The 22,014-nt window shown below is 66.7% G+C and carries 15 protein-coding genes and 1 tRNA gene; 3 read left to right on the top strand and 13 right to left on the bottom strand.

Annotated elements, in window-relative coordinates; all coding sequences use genetic code 11:
• The first annotated feature begins 6 nt into the window (after positions 1-6).
• Genes I6J77_RS06365 through I6J77_RS06355 form a run of 3 tightly spaced genes read left to right on the top strand, consistent with a single transcriptional unit; the run spans position 7 to position 3,366 of the window.
• The gene (locus tag I6J77_RS06365; protein WP_204110981.1) at positions 7-2,094 is read left to right on the top strand and encodes a DUF802 domain-containing protein; all 2,088 of its coding nucleotides are present in this window, start codon (positions 7-9) and stop codon (positions 2,092-2,094) included.
• Complete coding sequence (locus tag I6J77_RS06360; RefSeq protein ID WP_204110980.1) at positions 2,091-2,729, top strand: OmpA family protein; 639 nt, start codon at positions 2,091-2,093, stop codon at positions 2,727-2,729. The genes I6J77_RS06365 and I6J77_RS06360 overlap by 4 nt, the downstream gene beginning before the upstream one ends.
• Complete coding sequence (locus I6J77_RS06355) at positions 2,722-3,366, top strand: DUF2894 domain-containing protein (protein WP_239309206.1); 645 nt, start codon at positions 2,722-2,724, stop codon at positions 3,364-3,366. Before I6J77_RS06360 ends, I6J77_RS06355 begins: the two co-directional genes overlap by 8 nt.
• 22 nt (positions 3,367-3,388) lie before the next feature.
• Here the strand turns inward: I6J77_RS06355 and I6J77_RS06350 are convergent, their stop codons facing one another.
• The 13 genes from I6J77_RS06350 to I6J77_RS06290 form a co-directional block, all read right to left on the bottom strand.
• Positions 3,389-7,111, bottom strand: a complete 3,723-nt coding sequence (locus I6J77_RS06350; RefSeq protein ID WP_204110978.1) for an EAL domain-containing protein — start codon at positions 7,109-7,111, stop codon at positions 3,389-3,391.
• A 121-nt stretch (positions 7,112-7,232) separates the two neighbouring features.
• A complete protein-coding gene (locus tag I6J77_RS06345) occupies positions 7,233-8,510 on the bottom strand; it encodes an RNA polymerase sigma factor (protein ID WP_204110977.1) in 1,278 nt (425 codons plus the stop codon).
• Positions 8,511-8,790: 280 nt separating this feature from the next.
• Entirely contained in the window at positions 8,791-9,204 is a 414-nt protein-coding gene (locus I6J77_RS06340; protein ID WP_239309205.1) for a type IV pilin protein, read from the bottom strand.
• A gap of 110 nt (positions 9,205-9,314) precedes the next feature.
• Entirely contained in the window at positions 9,315-13,181 is a 3,867-nt protein-coding gene (locus tag I6J77_RS06335) for a pilus assembly protein (RefSeq protein WP_204110975.1), read from the bottom strand.
• 67 nt (positions 13,182-13,248) lie between these two features.
• Entirely contained in the window at positions 13,249-13,836 is a 588-nt protein-coding gene (locus I6J77_RS06330) for a PilX N-terminal domain-containing pilus assembly protein (RefSeq protein WP_239309204.1), read from the bottom strand.
• 1 nt (position 13,837) lies between these two features.
• Positions 13,838-14,854 (bottom strand): prepilin-type N-terminal cleavage/methylation domain-containing protein, encoded by a 1,017-nt coding sequence (locus I6J77_RS06325; RefSeq protein WP_204110974.1) that lies wholly within the window; start codon positions 14,852-14,854, stop codon positions 13,838-13,840.
• Between the two features lie 11 nt (positions 14,855-14,865).
• Entirely contained in the window at positions 14,866-15,366 is a 501-nt protein-coding gene (pilV, locus tag I6J77_RS06320) for a type IV pilus modification protein PilV (RefSeq protein WP_204110973.1), read from the bottom strand.
• Between the two features lie 23 nt (positions 15,367-15,389).
• Positions 15,390-15,977 carry a GspH/FimT family pseudopilin gene (locus I6J77_RS06315; protein ID WP_204110972.1) on the bottom strand — a complete coding sequence of 196 codons (588 nt, stop codon included), beginning with the start codon at positions 15,975-15,977 and terminating at the stop codon, positions 15,390-15,392.
• 187 nt (positions 15,978-16,164) lie between these two features.
• Positions 16,165-16,240 (bottom strand) — tRNA-Thr (locus I6J77_RS06310).
• 84 nt (positions 16,241-16,324) lie between these two features.
• A complete protein-coding gene (ispH, locus tag I6J77_RS06305) occupies positions 16,325-17,284 on the bottom strand; it encodes a 4-hydroxy-3-methylbut-2-enyl diphosphate reductase (RefSeq protein ID WP_204110971.1) in 960 nt (319 codons plus the stop codon).
• Between the two features lie 87 nt (positions 17,285-17,371).
• Positions 17,372-17,872 (bottom strand): signal peptidase II, encoded by a 501-nt coding sequence (lspA, locus tag I6J77_RS06300; protein WP_204110970.1) that lies wholly within the window; start codon positions 17,870-17,872, stop codon positions 17,372-17,374.
• Positions 17,873-18,018: 146 nt separating this feature from the next.
• Positions 18,019-20,925, bottom strand: coding sequence for an isoleucine--tRNA ligase (ileS, locus tag I6J77_RS06295; RefSeq protein WP_204110969.1), 2,907 nt, complete (start codon positions 20,923-20,925; stop codon positions 18,019-18,021).
• A 90-nt stretch (positions 20,926-21,015) separates the two neighbouring features.
• Entirely contained in the window at positions 21,016-21,912 is an 897-nt protein-coding gene (locus I6J77_RS06290; RefSeq protein WP_239309203.1) for a bifunctional riboflavin kinase/FAD synthetase, read from the bottom strand.
• Between the last annotated feature and the right edge of the window lie 102 nt (positions 21,913-22,014).

Below are 22,014 nucleotides of genomic sequence, written 5' to 3'. Positions count from 1 at the left end.
GAAGTCATGTTCAGAAATTTTCTCCACCTCGCCGTGTTCTGCGCAGGCCTCGCCGTGGTCTGCTGGATCGGCGCCGGCTATCTCGGTTCCAATCCGGCGGGCGCTGCGGTCGCGGCGCTGATTGCCGCGTGCTACCTGGCCGGCGCCCTGGAATTGCATCGTTATCGGCAGGCCAGCTCGACCCTGACGCACGCCGTCAGCGGGCTGTCCGCCACGCCGGACCACCTGGCTGACTGGCTCGCGGAGCTGCACCCGAGCCTGCGCAACGCCACGCGCCTGCGCATCGAGGGTGGCCGCGTGGCCCTGCCGGTGCCGGTGCTGACGCCGTACCTGGTGGGCCTGCTGGTGTTGCTGGGCATGCTGGGCACCTTGCTGGGCATGATGGCGACGCTGCGCGGCACCGGCATGGCGCTGGAAAGCGCCACCGACCTGCAGGCCATCCGCGAGTCGCTGGCCGCGCCGGTCAAGGGCCTGGGTTTCGCGTTCGGCACCTCGATCGCGGGCGTGGCGAGTTCGGCGATGCTGGGCCTGCTTTCCGCGCTGTGCCGGCGCGAACGCCTGCAGGCGGTGCAAGCGCTGGACACGAAGATCGCCACGACCCTGCGTGTCCATTCGCAGAGCCACCAGCGCGAAGCCTCGTTCCAGTTGCTGCAGCAACAGACCGAACTGATGCCGGCGCTGGTCGATCGCCTGCAGGCGATGATGACGGCCATCGAGCAACAGGGACTTGCCGCCAGCGAGCGCCAACTGGCCAGCCAGCAAAGCTTCAACGCCGCCGCCGAGGCGACGCACGCGCGCCTGGCCCTTGCCATCGAGGCCGCCATGCAGGACAGCGTGGCGGCGAACGCGAGGGCCGTCGGCGCCGCGCTGCAGCCGGCGATGGAAGCCACGATGGCGGGCCTGGCGCGCGAAACGGCCGCGCTGCACGACAGCGTGAGCCGGGCCGTGCAGCAGCAGCTGGACGGCGTGTCGAGCGGGCTCGCTGCGAGCACCCAAGAGCTGGCGGAACGCTGGCGCGATGCGCTGGACGCGCAGCGCCAGTCAAACGGAGCGCTGAACGCGGAGCTGCATCGCACGCTGGAGCGCTTCGCCGAGACCTTCGAGCAGCGCTCGGCCAGCCTGGTCGAAAGCGTCTCTGCGCGACTGGACGCCACCGCGGACAGCACGGCGGCAGCGTGGAGCACGGCGCTGTCGACGCAGCAGGCCACCAACGAGAACCTGGTCGCACGCAACCAGCAGGCCATCAGCGGTGCGGCTGCGAGCTTCGAGGAACACGCGACGTCGCTGGTGCGCATCGTGCAGCAGTCGCACGCCGACCTGCAGACGGCCCTGGAACAGCGGGACAGCGCACGCCTGGCGCAGTGGGCCGAGCAGCTCGCGGCGATGACCGCCGCCCTGGGCCGGCAATGGGAGCTTGCAGGCGAGCAGACCGCCAGCCGCCAGCAGCAGATCTGCGACACCCTGGCCAGCACCGCGCAGGACATCTCGGCGCAGACCCGCGCCCACGCCAGCGACACCATCGCCGAGATTTCCCGGCTGGTGCAGGCGGCCTCCGAGGCGCCTCGCGCCGCGGCCGAAGTGGTCGCCGAGCTGCGCCAGAAGCTGTCCGACAGCATGGTCCGCGACAACGCCATGCTGGAGGAACGCAGCCGCCTGCTGGCCACGCTGGACACCTTGCTCGACGCCGTGAACCACGCTTCCACCGAACAGCGGACCGCCGTCGATGCACTGGTGGCCACCTCGGCGGACCTGCTGGAACGGGTCAGCGGCCGCTTCACCGAGCACGTGGAAAACGAAACTGGCAAGCTCGGCGCGGTGGCCGCCCAGGTCAGCAGCAGTGCGACCGAGGTGGCCAGCCTGGGCGAAATGTTCGCCGGTGCGGTGCACAGCTTCGGCACCGCCAACGACATGCTGTTGGATCGCCTGCTCGGCATCCAGGCGGCGCTGGACAAGTCGCTGGCGCGCAGTGACGAACAGCTGGCCTATTACGTGGCGCAGGCCAGGGAAGTCATCGACCTCAGCATGCTGTCGCAGAAGCAGATCATCGGCGAGATGCAGCAGCTTGCCGCCAGCGCCGGAGCCGAAACCGCATGAGCGGGGAGACCGATGGCGTCGAGGAAACGGGCGCGCCGATCTGGGCCGCCTTCGGCGACCTGATGTCGGTGTTGCTCGGCGTGTTCGTGCTGATCCTGGTGGGCGTGATCGGCATGCAGCTGCAGCTGTCCAGCAAGTTGCAGGAGGAAGTGCGCCAGCGCCAGATCGAGGCGCAGCGCCGCATCACGCTGGAGCAGGCGCTGGCCGTGCCGCTGGCCGCCGGTCGGGTCACCCTGGTCAACGGACGCATCGGCATCCGCGGCAGCGTGCTGTTCGCGCTGAACTCCGACCAGCTGCAACCCGCGGGCCGCGAACTGCTGAAAAGCCTGGCCGCGCCGCTCGCCGCGTATCTCGCTTCGCGCCATGAAATCCTGATGGTCAGCGGCTTCACCGACGACCGGCCGATCAGCGGCGGCAATCGCCAGTTCGCCGACAACTGGGAGCTGTCCGCTCAGCGTGCCCTGACCGTGACGCGCGCCCTGATCGCCGATGGCCTGCCCGCTTCCGCGGTGTTTGCCGCCGCGTTCGGCGCGCAGCAGCCGGTGAGTCCGAATGTCGACGAGGACGGACGCGCGCGCAATCGGCGCGTGGAGATGTCGCCGATCCCGAAGCAGCCGGCCACGCCCCGTGACTGATACCTGCTCGCGAACCCGGGCGATGCTCGACGCGTGGCGCGAGCGGCAGGCCGATCGGCTGGACCCCGTCCGCTTCCAGCTCATCGACGCGCTGGAGCGGCACGCGGCAAATCAGCAGGGCACGGCGCGCCGCATGCTGGACGAACGGCTGGCCAGCCTGGTCGATGCCTATGCGAACGAAGTCGAGCACTCGACAGGCGCACCCGACGGCGCCACGGCATTCGCCCAGCCATCCAGGCCTGGCGCGCTGGGCCGGCTGGTCGAGGAAATCGCCGCGGTTCGCGCCGACTCCGCCGCCACCGGCAACGTGCCGGCGCTAACGGCCCTGCCCGTGCTGGAGTCACTGGGCGAATTCAGGAACCTGTGGACGCGCGTGCGTGCCCGCGGCCAGCTGCGGCAATCGCTGGAGCAGGTGCCGGCCAACGCCGGCCCGCTCAATTCCGGCAGCCTGGTGCATCGCTCGCTCACCCTGATGCGCGAACTCTCGCCCGGCTATCTCCAGCACTTCCTGGCCTACCTCGACGCCTTGTCGTGGATGGAGCAGATGAAAGACGCCGGAGCGATCAGAGCGCCGGAAAACGCGCGCGTCACCGGCAGCAGGAAGCGCGTCCGCAACAAGCGCGCCCAAGCGGAATGACGCGCGCCGGCGCAAGCCCCGCTCAGCCGGCTTCCCGATCCAGCACGTGTTCGACCAGCAGGGCGAGGAAAGCCTCGCGTCGACGGCGATAGACCGGGTCCAGCGGACCGGCCAGGGCTGCCTCGTGCATCGCCTGATGACTCGCGTTCAGCGCCGCGCCCAGGTTCGCGCCGTGCAGGTACTCGCCCGGATCGCAGTCGCCCCCGGCATGCCTTGCCCAGAACGCCGGCTCCGGCGGCAGCGCCACGAACTGTTCTTCCCAGCGCAACTCGCCGGCCAGCGCACCGAGCCCGGTTCGCGGCCCACCCCGGCGCGGCGGATGCCGATGGCCGACCAGCCAGCTCGCCAGCGCATCGGCCGGCATCGGACGCGCCAGCGCATAACCCTGGCCGAAGTCCGCGCCCAGGATGGCGGCGGCCTCGAACAGCTCGGCGGACTCCAGCCCCTCGACCACCACCTCCAGTTGCAGGTCGTGCCCGATGCGGATCAGCTGGCGGATGAAGCGCAAGGTGCCCAGCGGGTCCTGTCGCGCCTGCAGCACGATGGCCTGATCGATCTTGATGCGGTCGAACGGCCACTGGCGCAGGCGGATCAGCGAACTGTAGCCGGCGCCCAGATCGTCCTCGACCAGGCGTATGCCCAGCGCCCGCAGCGACTGCATGCCGGGGCCATGCAACACCACGTCGTGTTCGGTGCCGATCGGCGACTCGAGTATTTCCAGCAGCAGTGACGGCGGCGGGCAGCCGCTGCCGGCCAGCAGGCCGGACAGCATCCCGGCGTAGCGCACGTCCTCCAGCGCCGCCGCGGGCACATTCACCGACATGTCCAGCGGGTGGCCGGCCTGCAGCAGCGCCTCGCGGCAGGCCAGCGCCTGCCGCACGCCCTGGCCGAACAGCGCCAGCAGATCGTCGGCGCCCAGCGCGGGAAGAAAGCGCGCCGGCGACAGCAGCTCGCCGTCGTCGTCGCGCAGGCGCGCCAGCGCCTCGAACTCGCCGACCGAGCCGTCGGCCAGGCGGATCAGCGGCTGGTAGTGCATCTGCAGCGCGTCGGTCGCGACCAGCGCACGCCAGCGCTCGCGCACGAAGAACGGCAGCAGCTCGGTGCCCTGCCGCGGCGGCGCCAGGCGGGCCAGCGCAAGATCGAGCACGCTCTTGATCTGGCCGACGAAGGCTTGTTGATCCTCGCCCTGGAAACCGCCGGCATACGGGCTGTACAGGGTAAGCAGCACGGCCGGCGTCGCCGGCACCGGCGACAGCGGAATCGCCACGTTGGAAACCACGCCCAGGCTCAGCGCGATGTCGCGCCAGCCGAGCATCGACGGATCGCTGCCATAGTGCGTGCAGCGCTGGATGGTCGCGCTGCGCCAGGCCCGCCCGCTCGGCCCCTCGCCGTCCGGGCTGCCGGCCTGCACCCGAATCGGCATGGCCTTGCCGGTGCCCAGTGCATGCAGGTATTCGGCGAAGGCGACACCGGCCACCGCCTCGTAAGTCAACTCGCCCGACGCGTCGGGGCGGCCCACCGCGCAGGCGGCGATTTCCCGATGCGACACCAGCGCATCGACCACGCCCTGGATCAGTTCGAGATAGCCTTCGGCCGACCACGCCAGCGCATTCACCCGGGCCAGCAGGGCGACCCGGCGACGCTGCAGCTCGCGCATGCTCTCCAGCTGCCATTGGCGCTCCATGCCAAGACGCTGCAACAGGATCGCCAGTGCGCGGCGATCGTTCGGGCCGCTGCCGCCCAGCTGCATCGCCAGGATGTCGCGCAACTGCTCGATCGCCTCCAGCAACCACACCTCCTCCAGTCCGCAACCGGCGTGGAACAGGCCGGTCCGGCTGGCCCGCTTGCGATGGGTGTCCACATCCAGGTCCGGCCGCAACAGGAACTGCAGGTGCTGCAGGATGCGGAGCTTCAAGGTTTCCAGGTCGGCCGCCGGCAGCACGTCGAGCAGCCGGGCAATGCCTTCGTGCAGGCGCAACCCGGCGTGGAACTGCTCCACCACCGCCGGCAGCTGGCGCTCCCAGATTTCCCGGCAGGCCTGCAGCAGGTCGCCGGCATGATCGCCATAAGGGGTGGCGACCACGTCGAGCTCGACCGTGTGATCCCGCTGGCCTTCGGGCAAGGCCATGCCCCACCAGCGCGAACGGCTGCGCTTGCGCGCCTTGACCTGGTACATCGCCTGGTCGGCGCGCCGCAGCAATTGTTCGCCGGTGGCGATCGTCTGGCTGGAATACATCGCGATGCCCAGGCTGGCAGCGACCGAAAACACCGCATCGTCGATACGTATCGCCCGGCGCAGTACAGCGTCGACGCGCCCGAGCAGCTCGTCCAGGTCGGACTCGTCCTCCAGATCGCCGAACACCAGCACGAACTCGTCGCCGCCCAGGCGCGCCACGTAATCGTTGGCGCGCAACACCTGCTGAAAACGGCTCGCCACCTCGATCAGGATGCGATCGCCCACCGCGTGGCCGCAAAGATCGTTGATCGGCTTCAGGTCGTCCAGGTCGAGCAGGCCCACGGCGACCTGGCGGGAGTGCCGGCGCGCCTGCGCCAGCACCTTGTCGAGGTATTGATCCAGCGCGCGCCGGTTGGGCAGCCCGGTGAGGTCGTCATGCAGGGCCAGGTAGGTCTGCCGCTGCTGCTCCTGCAGCAGGGCGTCGCGCTGGGCATGCTGCTTCAGGGCCAGCCCGGCGGCGTCGGCGATCTCGTCCAGCAGGCGGCACATCTCGTCGTCGAACGCATCCGGCTCGACGGTGGCCACGGCAAATACGCCGGCCGGCACCCGCATCGCGGCAGTGTCGTTCGGCGCGGAAAACAGCGGCCAGCAACCCAGCGCCCCTGCGTGCGCGGGCAAGTCGCCGCAGACATCGGCATCGGCCGGCGACGCGCCCAGCCGCCGGATCACCGGCGCGCCCTGCATGAAGGCCAGCGTGGGTGCCGGCACCGCGCCGGCGTCCATGCGCAGCGGCGGCAGCGGCAAGGCCAGCATGACCTCGGCGAGCGGGCCGACCAGGGCCACCCGGCGCAACAGGCCGTCCTCGCCATCGGCGGCGAACACGTCGACCGCGGCCGCGCCGGCGATCCCGGCCAGTGCCTGCGCCAGCGTGCGGTAGACCGCCTCGGGATCGGGCTGTTCCAGCAGCGCGCGCTGGATCGTGCGCTGCGCATCGCGGTAGCGGCTCATCCGCAGGCTGCGCTGGAGCAGCATGTGATGGTCCCAGAAGCGGGCCAGTTCATCGACCAGCCGTTGCTCCCAGTCGAGCAGTTCCGCGCTCAGGCTCGGGCCACCGTCACCGGAATAGGCCACCAGCACCAGTTGGCCATGATCGCGCGTCCTCGCCGCAGCCGCGATGCAGGAGCCGAAACCCCAGGGTTGTGCCGCCTCGCGCCACGGCCGGAACTCCGGCGCATCGACCGAGGTGGCGCGAGCCTGCTCCTGCCGCAACACGATGCCCACCGGGCCACGGCCACCAGGGTGGGAGGCATCCGCGCTGAGCTTGAGCGCCGTCGCGTAAGCCGCCGCCGGGCCGGCCGCGGTCAGCACCTGGACCGCATCGCTGGCCGACTCGCGCCGGCCAATCCAGACCAGCGGCAGATCCATGGTCGACGCCAGGATGCCGGCGATGGTCTGCATGACTCCTTCGCGATCGCGATCGGGCTTGGCATGCAACAGCGCGAGGGTTTCCGCCACGCTCCGGTAGAAGCGTTCCCTGAGTTCGGCGCGGGCCTGTTCCTGATTGTTCATTCGTCCGCCAGTGTCCCGTACGCGTGGACGAGGACTCCCCTTCCGGCCTACTTCAGCACGGCCGCCGGCAGGAATCCATCACGGCGTGCAGGCGCGCGGCAGGATGGGCGGTGTCGCCGGCTCACGCCGGTGGCGGGTCGCCTGCGCAGAGGCGGGCGCGACCGAGCATCAACTCGCGTTCGCGCCGGTTCATGGTCAGCGCGGCCGCCTGTTCGAACGCCTCCTTCGCCTCGCCACGACGGCCGAGCCGTTCGAGCAGGTCGCCGCGCACGGCCTGCAGCAGGTGGTACTTCTGCAGGCTCGGCTCGTCGACCAGCCCATCCGCCAGCGCCAACCCGGCGGCGGCGCCCGCCGCCATGCCCACCGCCACCGCCCGGTTGAGCTCGACGATGGGCGAAGGCGCCACTTCGGCCAGCGTCGCGTACAGGCCGGCGATGCCATCCCAGTCCGTCTGCTCGCTGGTCGAGGCGCGCGCGTGACACGCGGCAATCGCCGCCTGCAGCGCATACGGACCCTCGGCGCCACCCAGCCTGCCCGCCTGCTCCAGCGCAGCCAGTCCCCGGCGGATACGCAGGTGATCCCACAGGTTGCGGTCCTGTTCCAGCAGCAGGATCGGTTCGCCCTGCGCATCCACGCGGGCGGCGGAACGCGAGGCCTGGATTTCCATCAGTGCGAGCAACCCGTGCACCTCGGCTTCGCGCGGCATCAGACCGGTCAGCACGCGCCCCAGCCGCAGCGCGTCATCGCACAACGCAGGTCGCATCCAGTCATCGCCGGTAGTGGCCGAATAGCCTTCGTTGAAGATCAGGTAGATCACCCCGAGCACGGCGGAAAGGCGTTCGTGCAGCTCGTCGCCCCTTGGTACCTCGTAGGCCACCTCGGCCTTGGCCAGGCTGCGCTTGGCCCGCACGATGCGCTGCGCGATGGTGGGCTCGGGAATCAGGAAGGCGCGCGCGATTTCCTCGGTGCTGAGGCCGCCGAGCAGGCGCAGGGTCAGCGCCACGCGGGCCTCCATCGACAGCAGCGGATGGCAGGCGACGAAGATCAGCCGCAGCAGGTCGTCGCCGAACGGATCATCCAGCGCCGCCTCCGCCGCCGCGTGGGCGTGCTCCTGCTCATGCTCCAGCTCATGCACCAGCTGCGCATGCTTGCGCTCCAGCAGCTTGCTGCGACGCAGTCGGTCGATCGCGCGGTGTTTGGCCGTGGTCATCAGCCAGGCGCCGGGGTTTTCCGGCACACCGCTGCGCGGCCACTGCTCCAGCGCCGTCACCAGGGCATCCTGCGCCAGCTCCTCGGCCAGCCCCACGTCACGCAACATGCGGGTCAGCCCCGCGATCAACCGCGCGGATTCGCTTCGCCACACGGTATCGATGGCGCGATGGGTATCAGTCTGGCTCATGACCGTCGATCAAAGCATTGCCACGGCGCCAGCGCAACACATCCCGCCGCGCTCGCATGGCGAACAATGCCGGATTCACGCAAACCCACGACACCCCGCAGGGCGGACCACCGTCCACCGCCTCCGCATCGCGACGGTTCGTGTCCGGCTTGGCAGCTCGAGGAAAGCGGCTGGCGACAGCCCATAAAGAAACCGGCCCTCCGCTGTTGCAGCGGAAGGCCGGTGGTCGAAGCGCTATCTAACCGTGCAACGCACCGTCATGCGCGCGTCGCGTTCCTCGTCACCAGCATGAGCCCGGGTCGGTGCCGTCGGCACTGCGCGCACCGGTCTGATCCAGCGACAGCTTGCCGCATTTCGTGTCGCCTGTGGCCTGCACGCCCTGCGGCGTAGCCGTCAGTACGTAAGCAGACACAGTCAGTGATGTCGCCGGCAGGTCGTAGGTATAGAAGCGACCGGTCTGCGAATTGCCGGCACAACTCAGACTGGCCAGATCCTTGGTGTTGGCAACCGGGGGCGTAGCACCATCGTTGTTGTAGCGCAGGTGGGTGGTGTAATACCGCTCCATGTAGTTCGCGTACTCCGACAGGCAACCCTCCGCAGCCACCCGCCTGGTCTTGACCACGTACTTGCTGTAGATCGGCCACGCGATCGCCGCGAGGATCGCGATGATCACCACCGTGATCATCAGCTCCATCAGGGTGAAGCCGCCAATGCGACGCGATCCACCGTGACCCCGGGTCGTCGGCGACCCGAGGTTCGAGAAACAACTGCCTTGATTCGAGAGCGATTTCATCATTCAGTCCTTTACTGGGCGATCAGCTCTCGCCAGGAGACGCGCTGGATTTGTCCGGTCGAGCTCGACGTCTTCTTGCTGCTGGTGGTGCCGTTGTCGAAACTGACCAACATGGTGCTGCCGACAAAGATCGGGTTGTTCGGCAGCGAACTGTAGCCGATGCCCGCCACTGGCGTGCCGTTGATCGAGTCGGACGAATCCACCTTGCCGTCGTTATTGGCATCGAAGAACGGACCATCCGGATTGGTGCCGGTGAAAGGATCGATCGACATGATCCAGCCCTGGCCGGACGGGTTGCAGGGATCGCTGGCCTTCGGGATGCGCGTGGTACCCAGCAACAGGTTGCCCTGGAACTGGTTGGGCGTGACCATGCGTTCGCCCTCGGCGCCGTTGACCGGCGAAGTCAGGTCCATGTACCAGCCAGACTTCCCTTCGATCGACGTGCCGGCGGCCGTAGCCTGGGCAAGTGTCGTCTCGGTGCGCCCATCATCGACCTCGGCGGTGATGCTGCGCTTCGCCAGATCGTCCGCACGGGTCATGTCGGAGGTGACCGCCAGACCGTCGGTGCCCGACTGTACGATCAGTCCGTACCAGCTCTGCGTACTGGTATCGGCCAGGTCAGTCGTGGTCAGGTATCGACCCGTGCCGAAGAACACCCAGGTGTTGCCGGTGGCCGGGTCCTTGCCTGCCAGCATGCCGCCGGTGATCGGCTGGGCATTGCCATCGTCATCCACCGCGGTGAACAGCTTGACGCCAGCGCTGGTAGGCGTGGCGGTGCTGCTGGTGCCGGCGCTGGTATTGATCGCGAACGACCACAGGTTGCCGTTGGCGTCGCCCGCGTAGGCCACCGTGCTGACGCCATTGCCGGAGGGATCCATCCATACAGCCGGAGCGGCGAGGCCACTGGTATCGGTGGTGGCGTGCACGTGCAAGGTGCCGTCAGCCAGATCGAACTGCAGCAGCGCCGATTTTCCCGCAGCACTGTTGTAGCCGTTGCCGATCAATACCGCCCAAGTGCCGTTGGCGCTCTGCGCGATCACCGGCTTGCCGGTCATCTGGCCAATGTAGTTGCTGTCGGTCTTGCCATCGGCTGCCGAACGCTCCCACAGGAACTTCACGTCGGCCGGGTCGGTGACATCCAGCGCATAGACCGTCTTGGCCACGCCGCGACCGGTGGTACCCACCAGCACGGTCTTCCAGCCCGGCGTGCTGCCGATATAGGCATCGCCTACGGTCAACTCGCCATCGTTGAAGAAGCCATGCGCCACCGAACCACCGTAATCGACGCTGGCCAAGGCGCTGACGCCGGAAGTGATCACCGCGCCGGGCAGGTAGGCGAAATTCTCCGCGCCCGTGCTCGCATTGAATGAATGCAGCATGCCGTCATTCGACGCCACATAGATTGCGCCCGCGCGGCTGGCGTTGTTGCTCGCATAGGTCGAGAACACGTTCGAACCGGTAAATGACTCCGTGTAGAACTGGTTGGGATTGGGGGCACCCACGTAGACCGGCTGCGAATTGACGATGTCGCCGATGGCGCTGTCCCGGTTGCGGTAGCTGCCGCCGTTGGTCTGCTCGTTCGCCGAGTCGCCTCGCAGATAGTTGATCAGGTTGCTCTCGTTGGTCGCCGTACCAGCCACCGCGCTCAGCGCGGTGTTCTGCGCCGTGGAAAGCGCAGGCAGCGTGCCATCCGAGGCGACCTCGAAAGCCACGAACTGGCTACCTGCGGCCGCGGTCGGGTTGTAGGTCTTGATGTTCCGGCTGGAAGTTGCCGGCAACTTGGTGGCGGCGTTCCAGTCCGGCGTACCCGCGATGGTGCCGTCCGAGCTCACCGCCAGCGCCTTCAGGTCACCCTTCCATTTGGCCGTCCAGTAGTTGGCCTGGTAGGCGACCGTACCGGTCTGCAACTGGGTGGAATTCGCCGCCAGGCTGGCGCCGGTGCCCACGCGCTCCGAGGCACGCTTCAGCGCGTCCTTCAGGCCGTTGGCAAATTCTTCCGGGCTCTTGGCCGAGTAGAAACCGCCGTGGCCGTTGACCGCCGCGTGAGCCAGGTCGGCGATGTTGTTCAGGCTGTCACTGGACGGCTGGGGCCATGAGAAGTCAGTGATGGCCTTGGTGGCGTCACCATTGGCCCATGCAGCTATGCGCGGAATGTCCAGAGCCGTGTCGTCGCTGGTTCCGTCAGTATCTTTGCTGTCCACCGGCGAGAAACCCAGTCCCAGCGTGAAGGTCGCCATGTGTTGCCAGAACGCCTTGTCCTCGGCATTGGTCGGCACTTCGTTGGAGATATCCGGTTGTAGATCGGCCTTCCAGTATTTCATCGCCACATCGGCAAGTGTGTCGGCGTAGTGCTTGCCGGTGGTAGTGGTCTTGCTGCAGGTACCACGGTCGCTACTGAGCGAGTAACCACGGCTACCACATACAGGGGTTGTCTCGCTGCCTCTGCTGGCACGATAGCAGTAGTACTTCGAGTGGCTCCCATCGGGTGGTGTCAGAACGTACCTGTAGTCATCGCAGGTAGCGGGCTGAGTGTCGACCGCAGTCGTCCCGATTCCATCAGCAAACGGCAATACCGACGCATAAGTCAGGGTCTGGTCATTTGGACCAGTAACGGTAGGGCCATCAGTTCCATCCGTATCGCCAATGCCACTCGGAGTGCCACCATTCCAGAAACCGTCGGTTGTCAGAATGGTATACGACTGACGACATGCAAGCTGTGCACTGGCAGCGGCAGTCGTATAGTCGGGATCGGACTCCATACCCTTCCAGGGCTGGGCTGATTGGTAGTATTGGCCCACGGCATCCAGCGAAAGGCGCAGGGGCGTGCCGCTGCCCGGACTGATGTCGTTCAACCAGCTCCAGAACTTGTTCTTCTGTTTGGCGGAATAATCGTTGCCGAAAGGAGCAACCTGCGCGATTTCCCTGGAGTTGTACGTAGCAGAATCGGACGGCAAGCCGTCATTGTTATTGCCATTGATGGAACCAAAGCCGACGCGGAAGGTGGTGTCCATGGTCGAGAACGCGCTCATCAGGCCGCTCTTGGCCATCAGCATGCGAGTGCGGTAATAAGAGAACCAATTGGCCACATTCTGCTGTACCGTCGCAGAATCATCGCAGACGGCCTTGCTGGCCGTGGGCAACACAGCACAGTCTCCCGACGCACCCACATAATGTTTCGTATCGCTCGCACCAGTGGTGTAGGTAAAGTAGTACTTGTAGCTATAGGTCGTGGTCGTGCAGACGTTGCTGCTATCCGGCCCGCTGTCCCCTTGGTTGCAGACATAGTAAGGGTTGTAGTAGCTGTAACCATTCCTCCTGCTGTAGTGCTCGCACTTTCCCTTATTGGGAGTCGAAGTCCGCAGAGAGTCGCCGTCATCACAGCCCAGCGTGCTCGTCGTATAGGTACTGGTACTGGTGAAGGTGAACTGCGTGTAATACTTGAAATAGCTGTTGCTCACAGACGGACTGGCATACTGCGTCACGTCAGTCGTGCTGGTATCGCGAAAACCGTCCTTGTAGGCCCCAGTCAGACTTGGGGAATTCGGATAGGACGTACCATCCGCCTTGAGAGGCGGTGCGTAGGTGATGTCGGGGTTGTAATAGACGCCGTTCTTCGCCGCGTTGCGCAGAGGATCGAGATTCGTATCCAGATAATCCCAGTCCGGCATGAAGTCCCAATCCATCGACCCCGAATCGTCCAGCATCAGCGTGACGTTCGGTGGCAGCGAGCGCTGGATGATCAGTGGTGACTGGTCCACGGTGACGGCCGCCAGGGCCGGCGTATACACCGCACCCAGCATCCAGATCGACAGGCCGGTATACAGCAGGCGGCTGAAAAAGCCGGCGGACTTGCTGCGTGGACGGAAGGATGTGTTCATGACGATAGCGCTCTCGAAGGATGCGTCATGGAAAGGCCCATGCGCCGGGTCAAGGTGAAACGGCAGGTCAGCCCCGCTTGATCATGGACTGCAAGGTCACCACGGCACGATCACCAACCGTCGCGGGATTGCCGCTGCGCGCGGTCACGCGGTAGTACACCGAGGTGGTGGACGTTCCCTGGGCGCCATAGTTGTGCGCATTGGCGCTCTGCCCGTACCCGGTGCTGGTACTGGGGTCGTACCAGTTGCCCATGTTCTCGATCACGTATTGCGGCTGGCTGACCGCCAGGCTGCTCTTGGCGAACTGGCCGGCGGCCGTACCCGAAGGGACGGTGATGATCTTGGTCTGATCCAGGTTCGGATCATCGAACGGGTTGCCCTGGCAATACACGCCACCGGCCTGGCAGTTGCGCGCAATGTCGCCCGGATTGGTAGCTACCAATGCCTGCGCGGCACGCATCGCTGCCTCCGCGCTCTGGAAGGCGATCTGCCGATCGAACTGGTTGGACGCCATGCGCTGCTGCATGATCGTGCCGCGCACCGCGGCCAGGCCGACCAGGGTGATCACGATCAGCAGCAGCAGTGCCACCACCAGGGCCACGCCGTGCTGGTGCCGGGCAGAAACAGAAAGGCCGGAAAAACGGGCAGGTTTCATGTCAGATCACCCGGTTGCGTACGGTGGTGGTGGCGGTGAAGGTTCGCGAGATCGGCTTGGCGTCGGTACCGGATTTCTTGTCGACGCTTTCCAGGGTGAGGGTTACCCGCACGGCGTCGACCAGGGCCCAGTTGATGCCGGCCGTGGAAGCGGGGACGAAAGTGGCGTTGCCGGACTGGTGATAAGCGAGCGTCATGCCGGTGACGTCACGAACCATTTCCTGGGCTTTCGGGGTGGGGACGCCGGCAACGTTCTCCAGTCCGATGCGGTACAAGGAACTGCCACCCAACGGATTCACGCCGACATACCAGTCGACTGCAGCCAGCTTGCTGATCTGCGCGTTGGGAGTGAACACATAGCTGCTGGTGCTGGAGCACACCGTGGGGAAGCTCAAGTCGGTGTTGCAGTTGCCCGGCGATCCGCTGGCAGCGTGGGTGATGGTGCCGCTGGCCAGGGAAGTGATCTGCACCAAGGCGGCATGATCCGGGTCGCACACCATGATCACGTCACCCGCCTGCAAATCCGAACTGGATTCGTTGATGGTGAACGTGGCCGCCGGTTCGGTATTGAGCTTCACGGTGACGCCGGAGCCTTCCGCCCTTAGCAGCATCAGCGAATCGGTGCCGTTCACCCTCGCCTTCTCCGCCGTGCCGTTGGCCACGGCTGCGTCGGTCTGGCTGTGGTCGTAACCGATCAGCGCGTTGTCCCAGTTCGCCCACCATTGCGCCGTTGCAGTACCACCAGGACGAGCGTTGAGAACATTGGCCACGCGACCATTGTTGTTGCAGCCGTTGAGCCCGGCATCGCGGATGTCGCGCGCCATCATCTCGAACGCCGTGCGCGAACCATCCTGCACGTCACCGAGCGCCTGATTGGTGCGATAGGTGCGCTGGTTGGCGATGAACACGCTGACCACGCCGCCGATCACGATCAGGCCCAGCAGCATGGCCACCATCAGTTCGATCAGGGTGAAACCCTGTGACGATCGAAGGGACCGGCCGTAGTCGCGTTTGAACATGGGGTTGCGGCTCATAGCATGGCCCTGGTGATGACTTGCTGCACGTTGCTGCCACCGACTCCGGCGCGGCTGTCGTCGAAACTGATGGTGACGGTGCAGTTCGCGCTCTTGTCCACCGCAGTGCAACTGATGTCGCCCTTGGTCGTGTCAGCCGTGCCCAAGGCCTTGCCCAGCTGACCGCACCACTGGCTGATCTGGTAGTTGGCCAGCGAACCCGTCCCTGCGGGACAGGCACTGGCCTTCACCGCTGACGTACCGGTGCGGTTGTAGCTGCCACTTTGAGCTGCCGCCATGTCCGCCCGCATGGCATCGAGGATCGAATAGCTGGAGATCGTCGCCATGGAGCGCGCCATGGCGCTGTTGTTGGTGGACAGCGACATCGCCTGCAGGGCGGCGATGCCGAGGAAGGCGATGGAGAGCACCAGCACGGCGACCAGCACCTCGATCAGGCCGACACCGGATTGCAGGGAGCGCTTGCCGGCCGCGGACTTCCGCGCCGGACGGTTGGGCATGAAATCAGTCGTCATGTTCATCACTAGGGGCAAGTTCCCGAGGTAGTGGTGGTGGCGAGAATCGAACCGGCCGTCATCGTGATCACCCGATGATTGCTGCTGGTCATCTGGCTGGTGCAGATATCCGCCACGGTGCCTTCATAGAGGGTGGTGGTGCCGACCTTGCGCGCCAGCCCTTGCGCGGTGAAGCTCAAAGCCGTCGCGTTGCCCTTCAGCTGAAGCGGCGCGACCAGGCCCGGAGCACCCGCCAGTACCTGGCTGACCCCGGTACCACTCATTGCCCACACCGCGCCGGTCTCAGTGCCACATGCCTTGCCCAGGTCAGTGCTCGAGTTCGCGCTGGACGAATCGCTGCAAAGCTGCGTGCTGGAGTTGCGCTTGATCGCCTCCATGCGCGCCACGCTGATTGCGTGGACGATGTCGTTGGCGCTCGTGGTGAGCTTGTTCGACAAGGTCAGATTCTTGAAGCTCGGCACCGCGATCATCAGCAGCACCACGGCGATGGTGAGCGTGATCATCAGCTCGACCAGCGTGAAGCCGCGCTGTGTGCGGCGCGCCGACCCGGGCGATGCGACCAGCGAGACGGCTCGCTGACACGACAAGACTTGCATGGAATTCTCCCTGATACCCCTGAGCGCACTGTACCCATGCCGCCCGCGCCAGCCAGCCCCCAGCCGACCAGCGGTAGGGATTGGCCGACAAGCGGCCGCCGGCGCGCCGGAAAGGGTGACGGGGATCACGGGCGGCGGGGCCCGCTCCGGAAAAGCAAAGGCCCGCTTGCGCGGGCCTTTGGAGTTCTGGTGCCGGAAACAGGAGTCGAACCTGCGACCTACGCATTACGAATGCGCCGCTCTACCAACTGAGCTATTCCGGCAAAGAGCCGCGGATTTTACGTTGTCGCGGCGGGGTGGCGCAAGCGGCAGGCGGTGAGCGCCCTACGGGCCGCACGCGCCGCCAGTCAGAGGCTGGAGCTGTTGTCGCCGACCACGCGCAGTTCCTTGGGCAGGGCGAAGGTGATGTTTTCCGGTTCGCCGTCCAGCTCGCGCACCGCGCCGGCGCCCCACGACTGCAGGCGGGCAATCACGTCGCGCACCAGCTTCTCTGGCGCGGAGGCGCCGGCGGTGAGGCCGATGCGGCTCACGCCATCCAGCCAGCTGCGCTCGATGTGTTCGGCGCCGTCGATCAGGAACGAACGAACGCCCTGCTTCTCGGCCAGCTCGCGCAAGCGGTTGGAGTTGGAGCTGTTGACCGAGCCGACCACCAGCATCAGGTCGACCGCGTCGGCCAGCCGACGCACGGCGTCCTGGCGGTTCTGCGTGGCGTAGCAGATGTCGTCCTTGCGCGGCCCTTCGATGTCGGGAAACTTCAGCCGCAGGGCTTCGATGATCGCCTTGGTGTCGTCCACCGACAGCGTGGTCTGGGTGACGTAGGACAACAGCTGTGGGAACGCGGGCGCCAGCGTGGCGACGTCTTCCAGCGACTCGACCAGCAGGATCTCGCCGCTGTTGGCCGGATTCCACTGCCCCATCGTCCCTTCCACTTCCGGATGCCCGGCGTGGCCGATCAGCACCACGCTGCGACCGATGCGACCCAGCCGCGCCACTTCCATGTGCACCTTGGTGACCAGCGGACAGGTGGCGTCGAACACTTTCAGGTGCCGCTGATCGGCCTCCTCGCGCACCGCCTGCGACACGCCGTGCGCGCTGAAGATCACCGTGGCGCCATCGGGCACTTCGTGCAGCTCCTCGACGAACACCGCGCCGTCGGCATGCAGCTTGTCGACCACGTAACGGTTGTGCACCACTTCATGCCGGACATAGATCGGCGCACCGTACGATTCCAGCGCGCGCTCGACGATGGCAATGGCGCGATCGACGCCGGCGCAGAAGCCGCGGGGGTTGGCAAGCAGGATATCCATGGGAACTCGTGACCTTGTCCCTCCCCCTGCGCAGCATGGGGAGATGGAGGAGTGCGCTTCGCAGATGCGAAAGGCTGCAGCGGCGAATTATCGCACGCCGTCCGCCGGCTTGCCGGCGAACAGGCCGAACACGACCAGCATCACCGCGCCGACCGTGATGCCGCAATCGGCCAGGTTGAACACCGGGTAATCCCACTGGCGGAAGTACACGTGGATGAAGTCGGTGACCTGCGCGGCATGCAGCCGGTCGATCAGGTTGCCGATCGCACCGCCCACGATCAGCGCCAGCGGCAGGCTGGTGCGCCAGTCGCGGCGCGGCGTGCGCGCCAGCCAGGTCACCAGCACCGCGCTGATCACCAGCGCCAGCGCCACGAAGAACCAGCGCTGCCAGCCCGCACCGCTGGCCAGGAAGCTGAAGGCGGCGCCCTTGTTGAAGGCCAGCGTCCAGTTGAGGAAACCGGGAATCACCGGGTGCGGCACGCCCATCGGCTGCAGCGCGTGCAGCGCCCACCATTTGCTGAGCTGGTCGAGCGCGATGACAAGCGCGGAGAGCCAGAGCCAGGGAAGTGCGTTGCGTTGGCTGATCATGAACGGAAACTCGATTGGGAATGGCTCCTCCCCCTGCAACGCAGGGGGAGGTTGGAAGGGGGTGCTTTTGATCTTGCGAGATTCAGATCAAGAGCGACCCCACCCCGGCCCTCCCCTGCTGCGCAGGGGAGGGGGCACAGCGCAAATCAGAACCAGCGGCGATCCTCGCCCGGCCCTTCGATGTTGCTGATGCAGCGGTCGCACAATTCGGGATGCGCGGCGTGGCTACCCACGTCGTCGCGGCGGTGCCAGCAGCGTACGCATTTGGCTGCGCCGCTGACGCTGGCGGAAACCCAGGCTTCGGCGCCATCCAGCTCCACCTTCACCGCGTCGTCCGCACGCGGGGCGAGCGGGGCCAGGGTGAAGTCGGAGGTGATGAAGAAGAAGCGCAGCTCGTCGGCGGCCTCGGCGTAGCGGGTCGAAAGCGCCCCGTCGGCGTGGACCACCAGCTTCGCCTCCAGCGCCGCGCCGATCCGCTCGGCCTTGCGCATGCCTTCGAGCACGCGCGAGGACGCATCGCGGATCGCAAGCAGGTCGGTCCACCAGCGCCGCTGTTCCGGCGAAGCCTGGGCCGCGCTCAGGCCGTCGTACCAGGTTTCGAACAGCACGCTGTCACCGCGCTCGCCCGGCAACTGCTGCCAGATTTCCTCGGCGGTGAAGCTCAGCACCGGTGCCAGCCAGCGCACCAGCGCCTCGGCGATGCGGTACATCGCGCCTTGCGCGCTGCGCCGACCGCGGCTGTCGGTGGGCATGGTGTAGAGCCGGTCCTTGGTGATGTCCAGGTACAGCGCGCCCAGTTCGTTGGTGCAGAAGTTCTGGATGCGCGCGATGACGTCTGGATAGTCGTTGCGCTCGTACGCGGCGGTCACCGCCTGCTGCACGTCATGCGCCTGCTGCACGGCCCACTGGTCGAGCAGCAGGCTGTCCGCCACCGGCAGCAGGTGCGTGGCCGGATCGAAACCGTCGAGGTTGCCGAGCAGGAAACGCGCGGTGTTGCGGATGCGCCGGTAGCTGTCCGACACGCGCTTCAGGATCTCGTCGGAGACGGTCATCTCGTTGCGGTAATCGGCCGAGGCCACCCACAGGCGCAGCACGTCGGCGCCCAGCGTGTCCATCACCTTCTGCGGTGCCACCACGTTGCCCAGCGACTTGGACATCTTGCGGCCGTTCGCGTCGACCGCGAAGCCATGGGTCAGCACTTCGTTGTAGGGCGCGCGGCCGTGGATCGCCGCCGAGGTCAGCAGCGACGACTGGAACCAGCCGCGATGCTGGTCGGAACCTTCCAGGTACATCACCTTGTAATGCGTGGCCGCGCCCTGCTGCAGTTCGGGACGCTGGTCGATCACGGTGTAGTGGGTGACGCCGGAGTCGAACCAGACATCGAGCACGTCGGTGACTTTCTCGTAATCCTGCGCGTCGTCGCCAAGCAGCTCGGCCGCATCCAGGGTGAACCAGGCATCGATGCCGCCCTGCTCCACCTTCTGCGCGACCTGCTCCAGCAATTCGACCGAATGCGGATGCGCTTCCTGCGTCGCCTTGTGCACGAACAGCGCGATCGGCACGCCCCAGGTGCGCTGGCGCGAGATGCACCAGTCCGGCCGCCCGGCGACCATGCCGGCGATGCGCTCCTCGCCCCAGCCCGGCACCCAGCGCACGGACTTGATCGAGGTGAGCGCCGTCTGGCGCAGGTCCTGCTGCTCCATCGAGATGAACCACTGCGGCGTGGTGCGGTAGATCACCGGCGTCTTGTGCCGCCAGCAGTGCGGGTAGCTGTGCTCGATCTTCGAGAACGCCAGCAACACGCCACGCTGGCGCAGCAGGTCGACCAGCGCCTCGTTGGCCTTCCAGATGTGCATGCCGCCCAGCGCGAGGCTGTCCGCTTGCGGTGTGTCGATGCGATAGGTGCCGCGCGGTTCGATGTAGTTGAGCAGGCCGATGCCGTACTCGCGGGCCACCACGAAATCCTCCACGCCGTGATCGGGCGAGGTGTGCACGGCGCCGGTGCCGTCGTCGGCCGACACGTGGTCGCCCAGGATCACCGGCACTTCGCGCGGGTAGAACGGGTGTTGCAGCTTGAAGCCTTCCAGCGCCTTGCCTTCGGCATGGCCCAGTACATGAAGAGCGCCCCCATCCGCCCTTCGGGCACCTTCCCCCGCCTGCGGGGGAAGGGAGATGTTGTAGCGCTGCGCGGCCTTGTCGGCCAGCGCACTGGCGACCACCAGCAGCACGCGCCGGCCATCGCGTTGCGGGCCCTCGATCAGCGCGTATTCCAGCCCGGCGCCCAGCGACACCGCCTGGCTTTCCGGCAGCGTCCACGGCGTGGTGGTCCAGATCGGGATGGCCACGATGGCGTCGCCCGCATCCACGCCGAACTTCTTCGCCAGCGCCTTCGCATCCAGCGCGTCATAGGCGACGTCGACGGCGGGCGAGACCTTGTCGGCGTATTCGATCTCCGCCTCGGCCAGCGCCGAGGCGCAGTCGAAGCACCAGTACACCGGCTTGGCGCCGCGCAGCACGTGGCCGTTGGAAACGATCCGCGCCAGCGCGCGCAGCATGTCGGCCTCGAAGCGAAAATCCATCGAGCGGTACGGGTGGTCCCAGTCGCCCAGCACGCCCAGGCGCTTGAAGTCGTTGCGCTGGGTGTCGACCTGCTCGGCGGCGTATTCGCGGCACTTCTGCCGGAACGCCGCCGCGTCGAGCTTGTCGCCCGGCTTGCCGAACTTCTTCTCCACCGCGATCTCGATCGGCAGGCCGTGGCAGTCCCAGCCCGGCACGTAAGGCGCGCGCTGGCCGGCCAGCAGCTTGGACTTGACCACGATGTCCTTGAGGATCTTGTTCACCGCATGGCCGATGTGGATCGGGCCGTTCGCGTACGGCGGGCCGTCATGCAGCACGAACACGCTGTCGCGGTGCGCGGTCTTCTGCTGGATCTGCGCATAGCGCCCCACCCGCTCCCACTCCGCCAGCCAGCCCGGCTCGCGTTTCGGCAAATCGCCGCGCATCGGAAAGTCCGTCTGCGGCAGGTTGATCGTGCTCTTGTAATCGTGGGTCATTGCCTGGGTGCCGTAATGGAAGCGTTGCCGTCCGCCAGCGCGGACAAAGAGTTCAAAGTTAAACGATACCTGCGCCTGCCGGAAGCCGTCTCACGCATCGACCAGCCGCGGGTTCATGCCCAGCAGCTCGCGCGCCCGCCGTGAGTCCAGCGCCATCTGCGCCTTCAGCGGTTCCAGCCCGTCGAACTTCTGCTCGTCGCGCAGTTTGGCCACGAACTCCACCGCCATGCGCTGGCCGTACAGGTCGCCGTCGAAGTCGAACAGGTGCACTTCCAGCAGCGGCTGGCTGACCTGGTTCACCGTGGGGCGCACGCCGAGGCTGGCCACGCCGGGCCAGCTGCACTCGCTCTCGCCCAGACCCACGCGCACCGCGAAGATGCCCTGGATCGGGCTGACCCGCTGTTGCAGGTGGATGTTGGCGGTGGGATAGCCCAGCGTGCGGCCAAGCTGGTTGCCGTATTCGACCTTGCCGTCGATCACGAACGGACGGCCCAGCAGTGGCTCGGCGCCGGTGAAATCGCCCGCGGCCAGCAGGGCGCGCACGCGGCTGGCCGAAACCCGTTCGCCCTCCAGTTGGATCACCGGCATGGTGCAGGCGCTGAAGCCCAGTTCGGCGCCCATGCGCTCCAGCAAGGCCACGTCGCCGCCGCGCTTGTGGCCGAAGCGGAAGTCGCCACCCACCCAGACCTCGCGCGCAGCCAGGCGCTCGACCAGCACCCGCCGCACGAAATCCTCGGCCGACATCGCGGTCAGCGCCCGGTTGAAGCGCAGCAGCAGGGCCTGTTCCAGGCCGGCGGCGGCAAAGCCGCGCAGTTTTTCGCGCACGCTGGACAGCCGCGGCACCGGTTCGGGCGAGAAGAACGCCCGGGGCAGCGGCTCGAAGCTCACCACCACGGGGCTGCAGCCAAGCGCCTGGGCACGTTCGCGCACCTGCGCCAGCAAGGCCTGGTGGCCACGGTGCAGGCCATCGAATGCGCCGACCACCATCACACTGCCGCGCGGCGTCAGGCAAGGGCCCGCGACATCCCTGGAAAGTTTCATCATCGCCTGAGTATAACGGCCGGACGCCCGCCGATAATCGCGCAGGCG

The sequence above is a fragment of the Rhodanobacter sp. FDAARGOS 1247 genome, from assembly GCF_016889805.1.
GTDB lineage: Bacteria > Pseudomonadota > Gammaproteobacteria > Xanthomonadales > Rhodanobacteraceae > Rhodanobacter.
The sequence above is the reverse complement of the archived record's forward strand: the minus strand, read 5'-3'. Positions and strand labels throughout refer to the sequence as shown.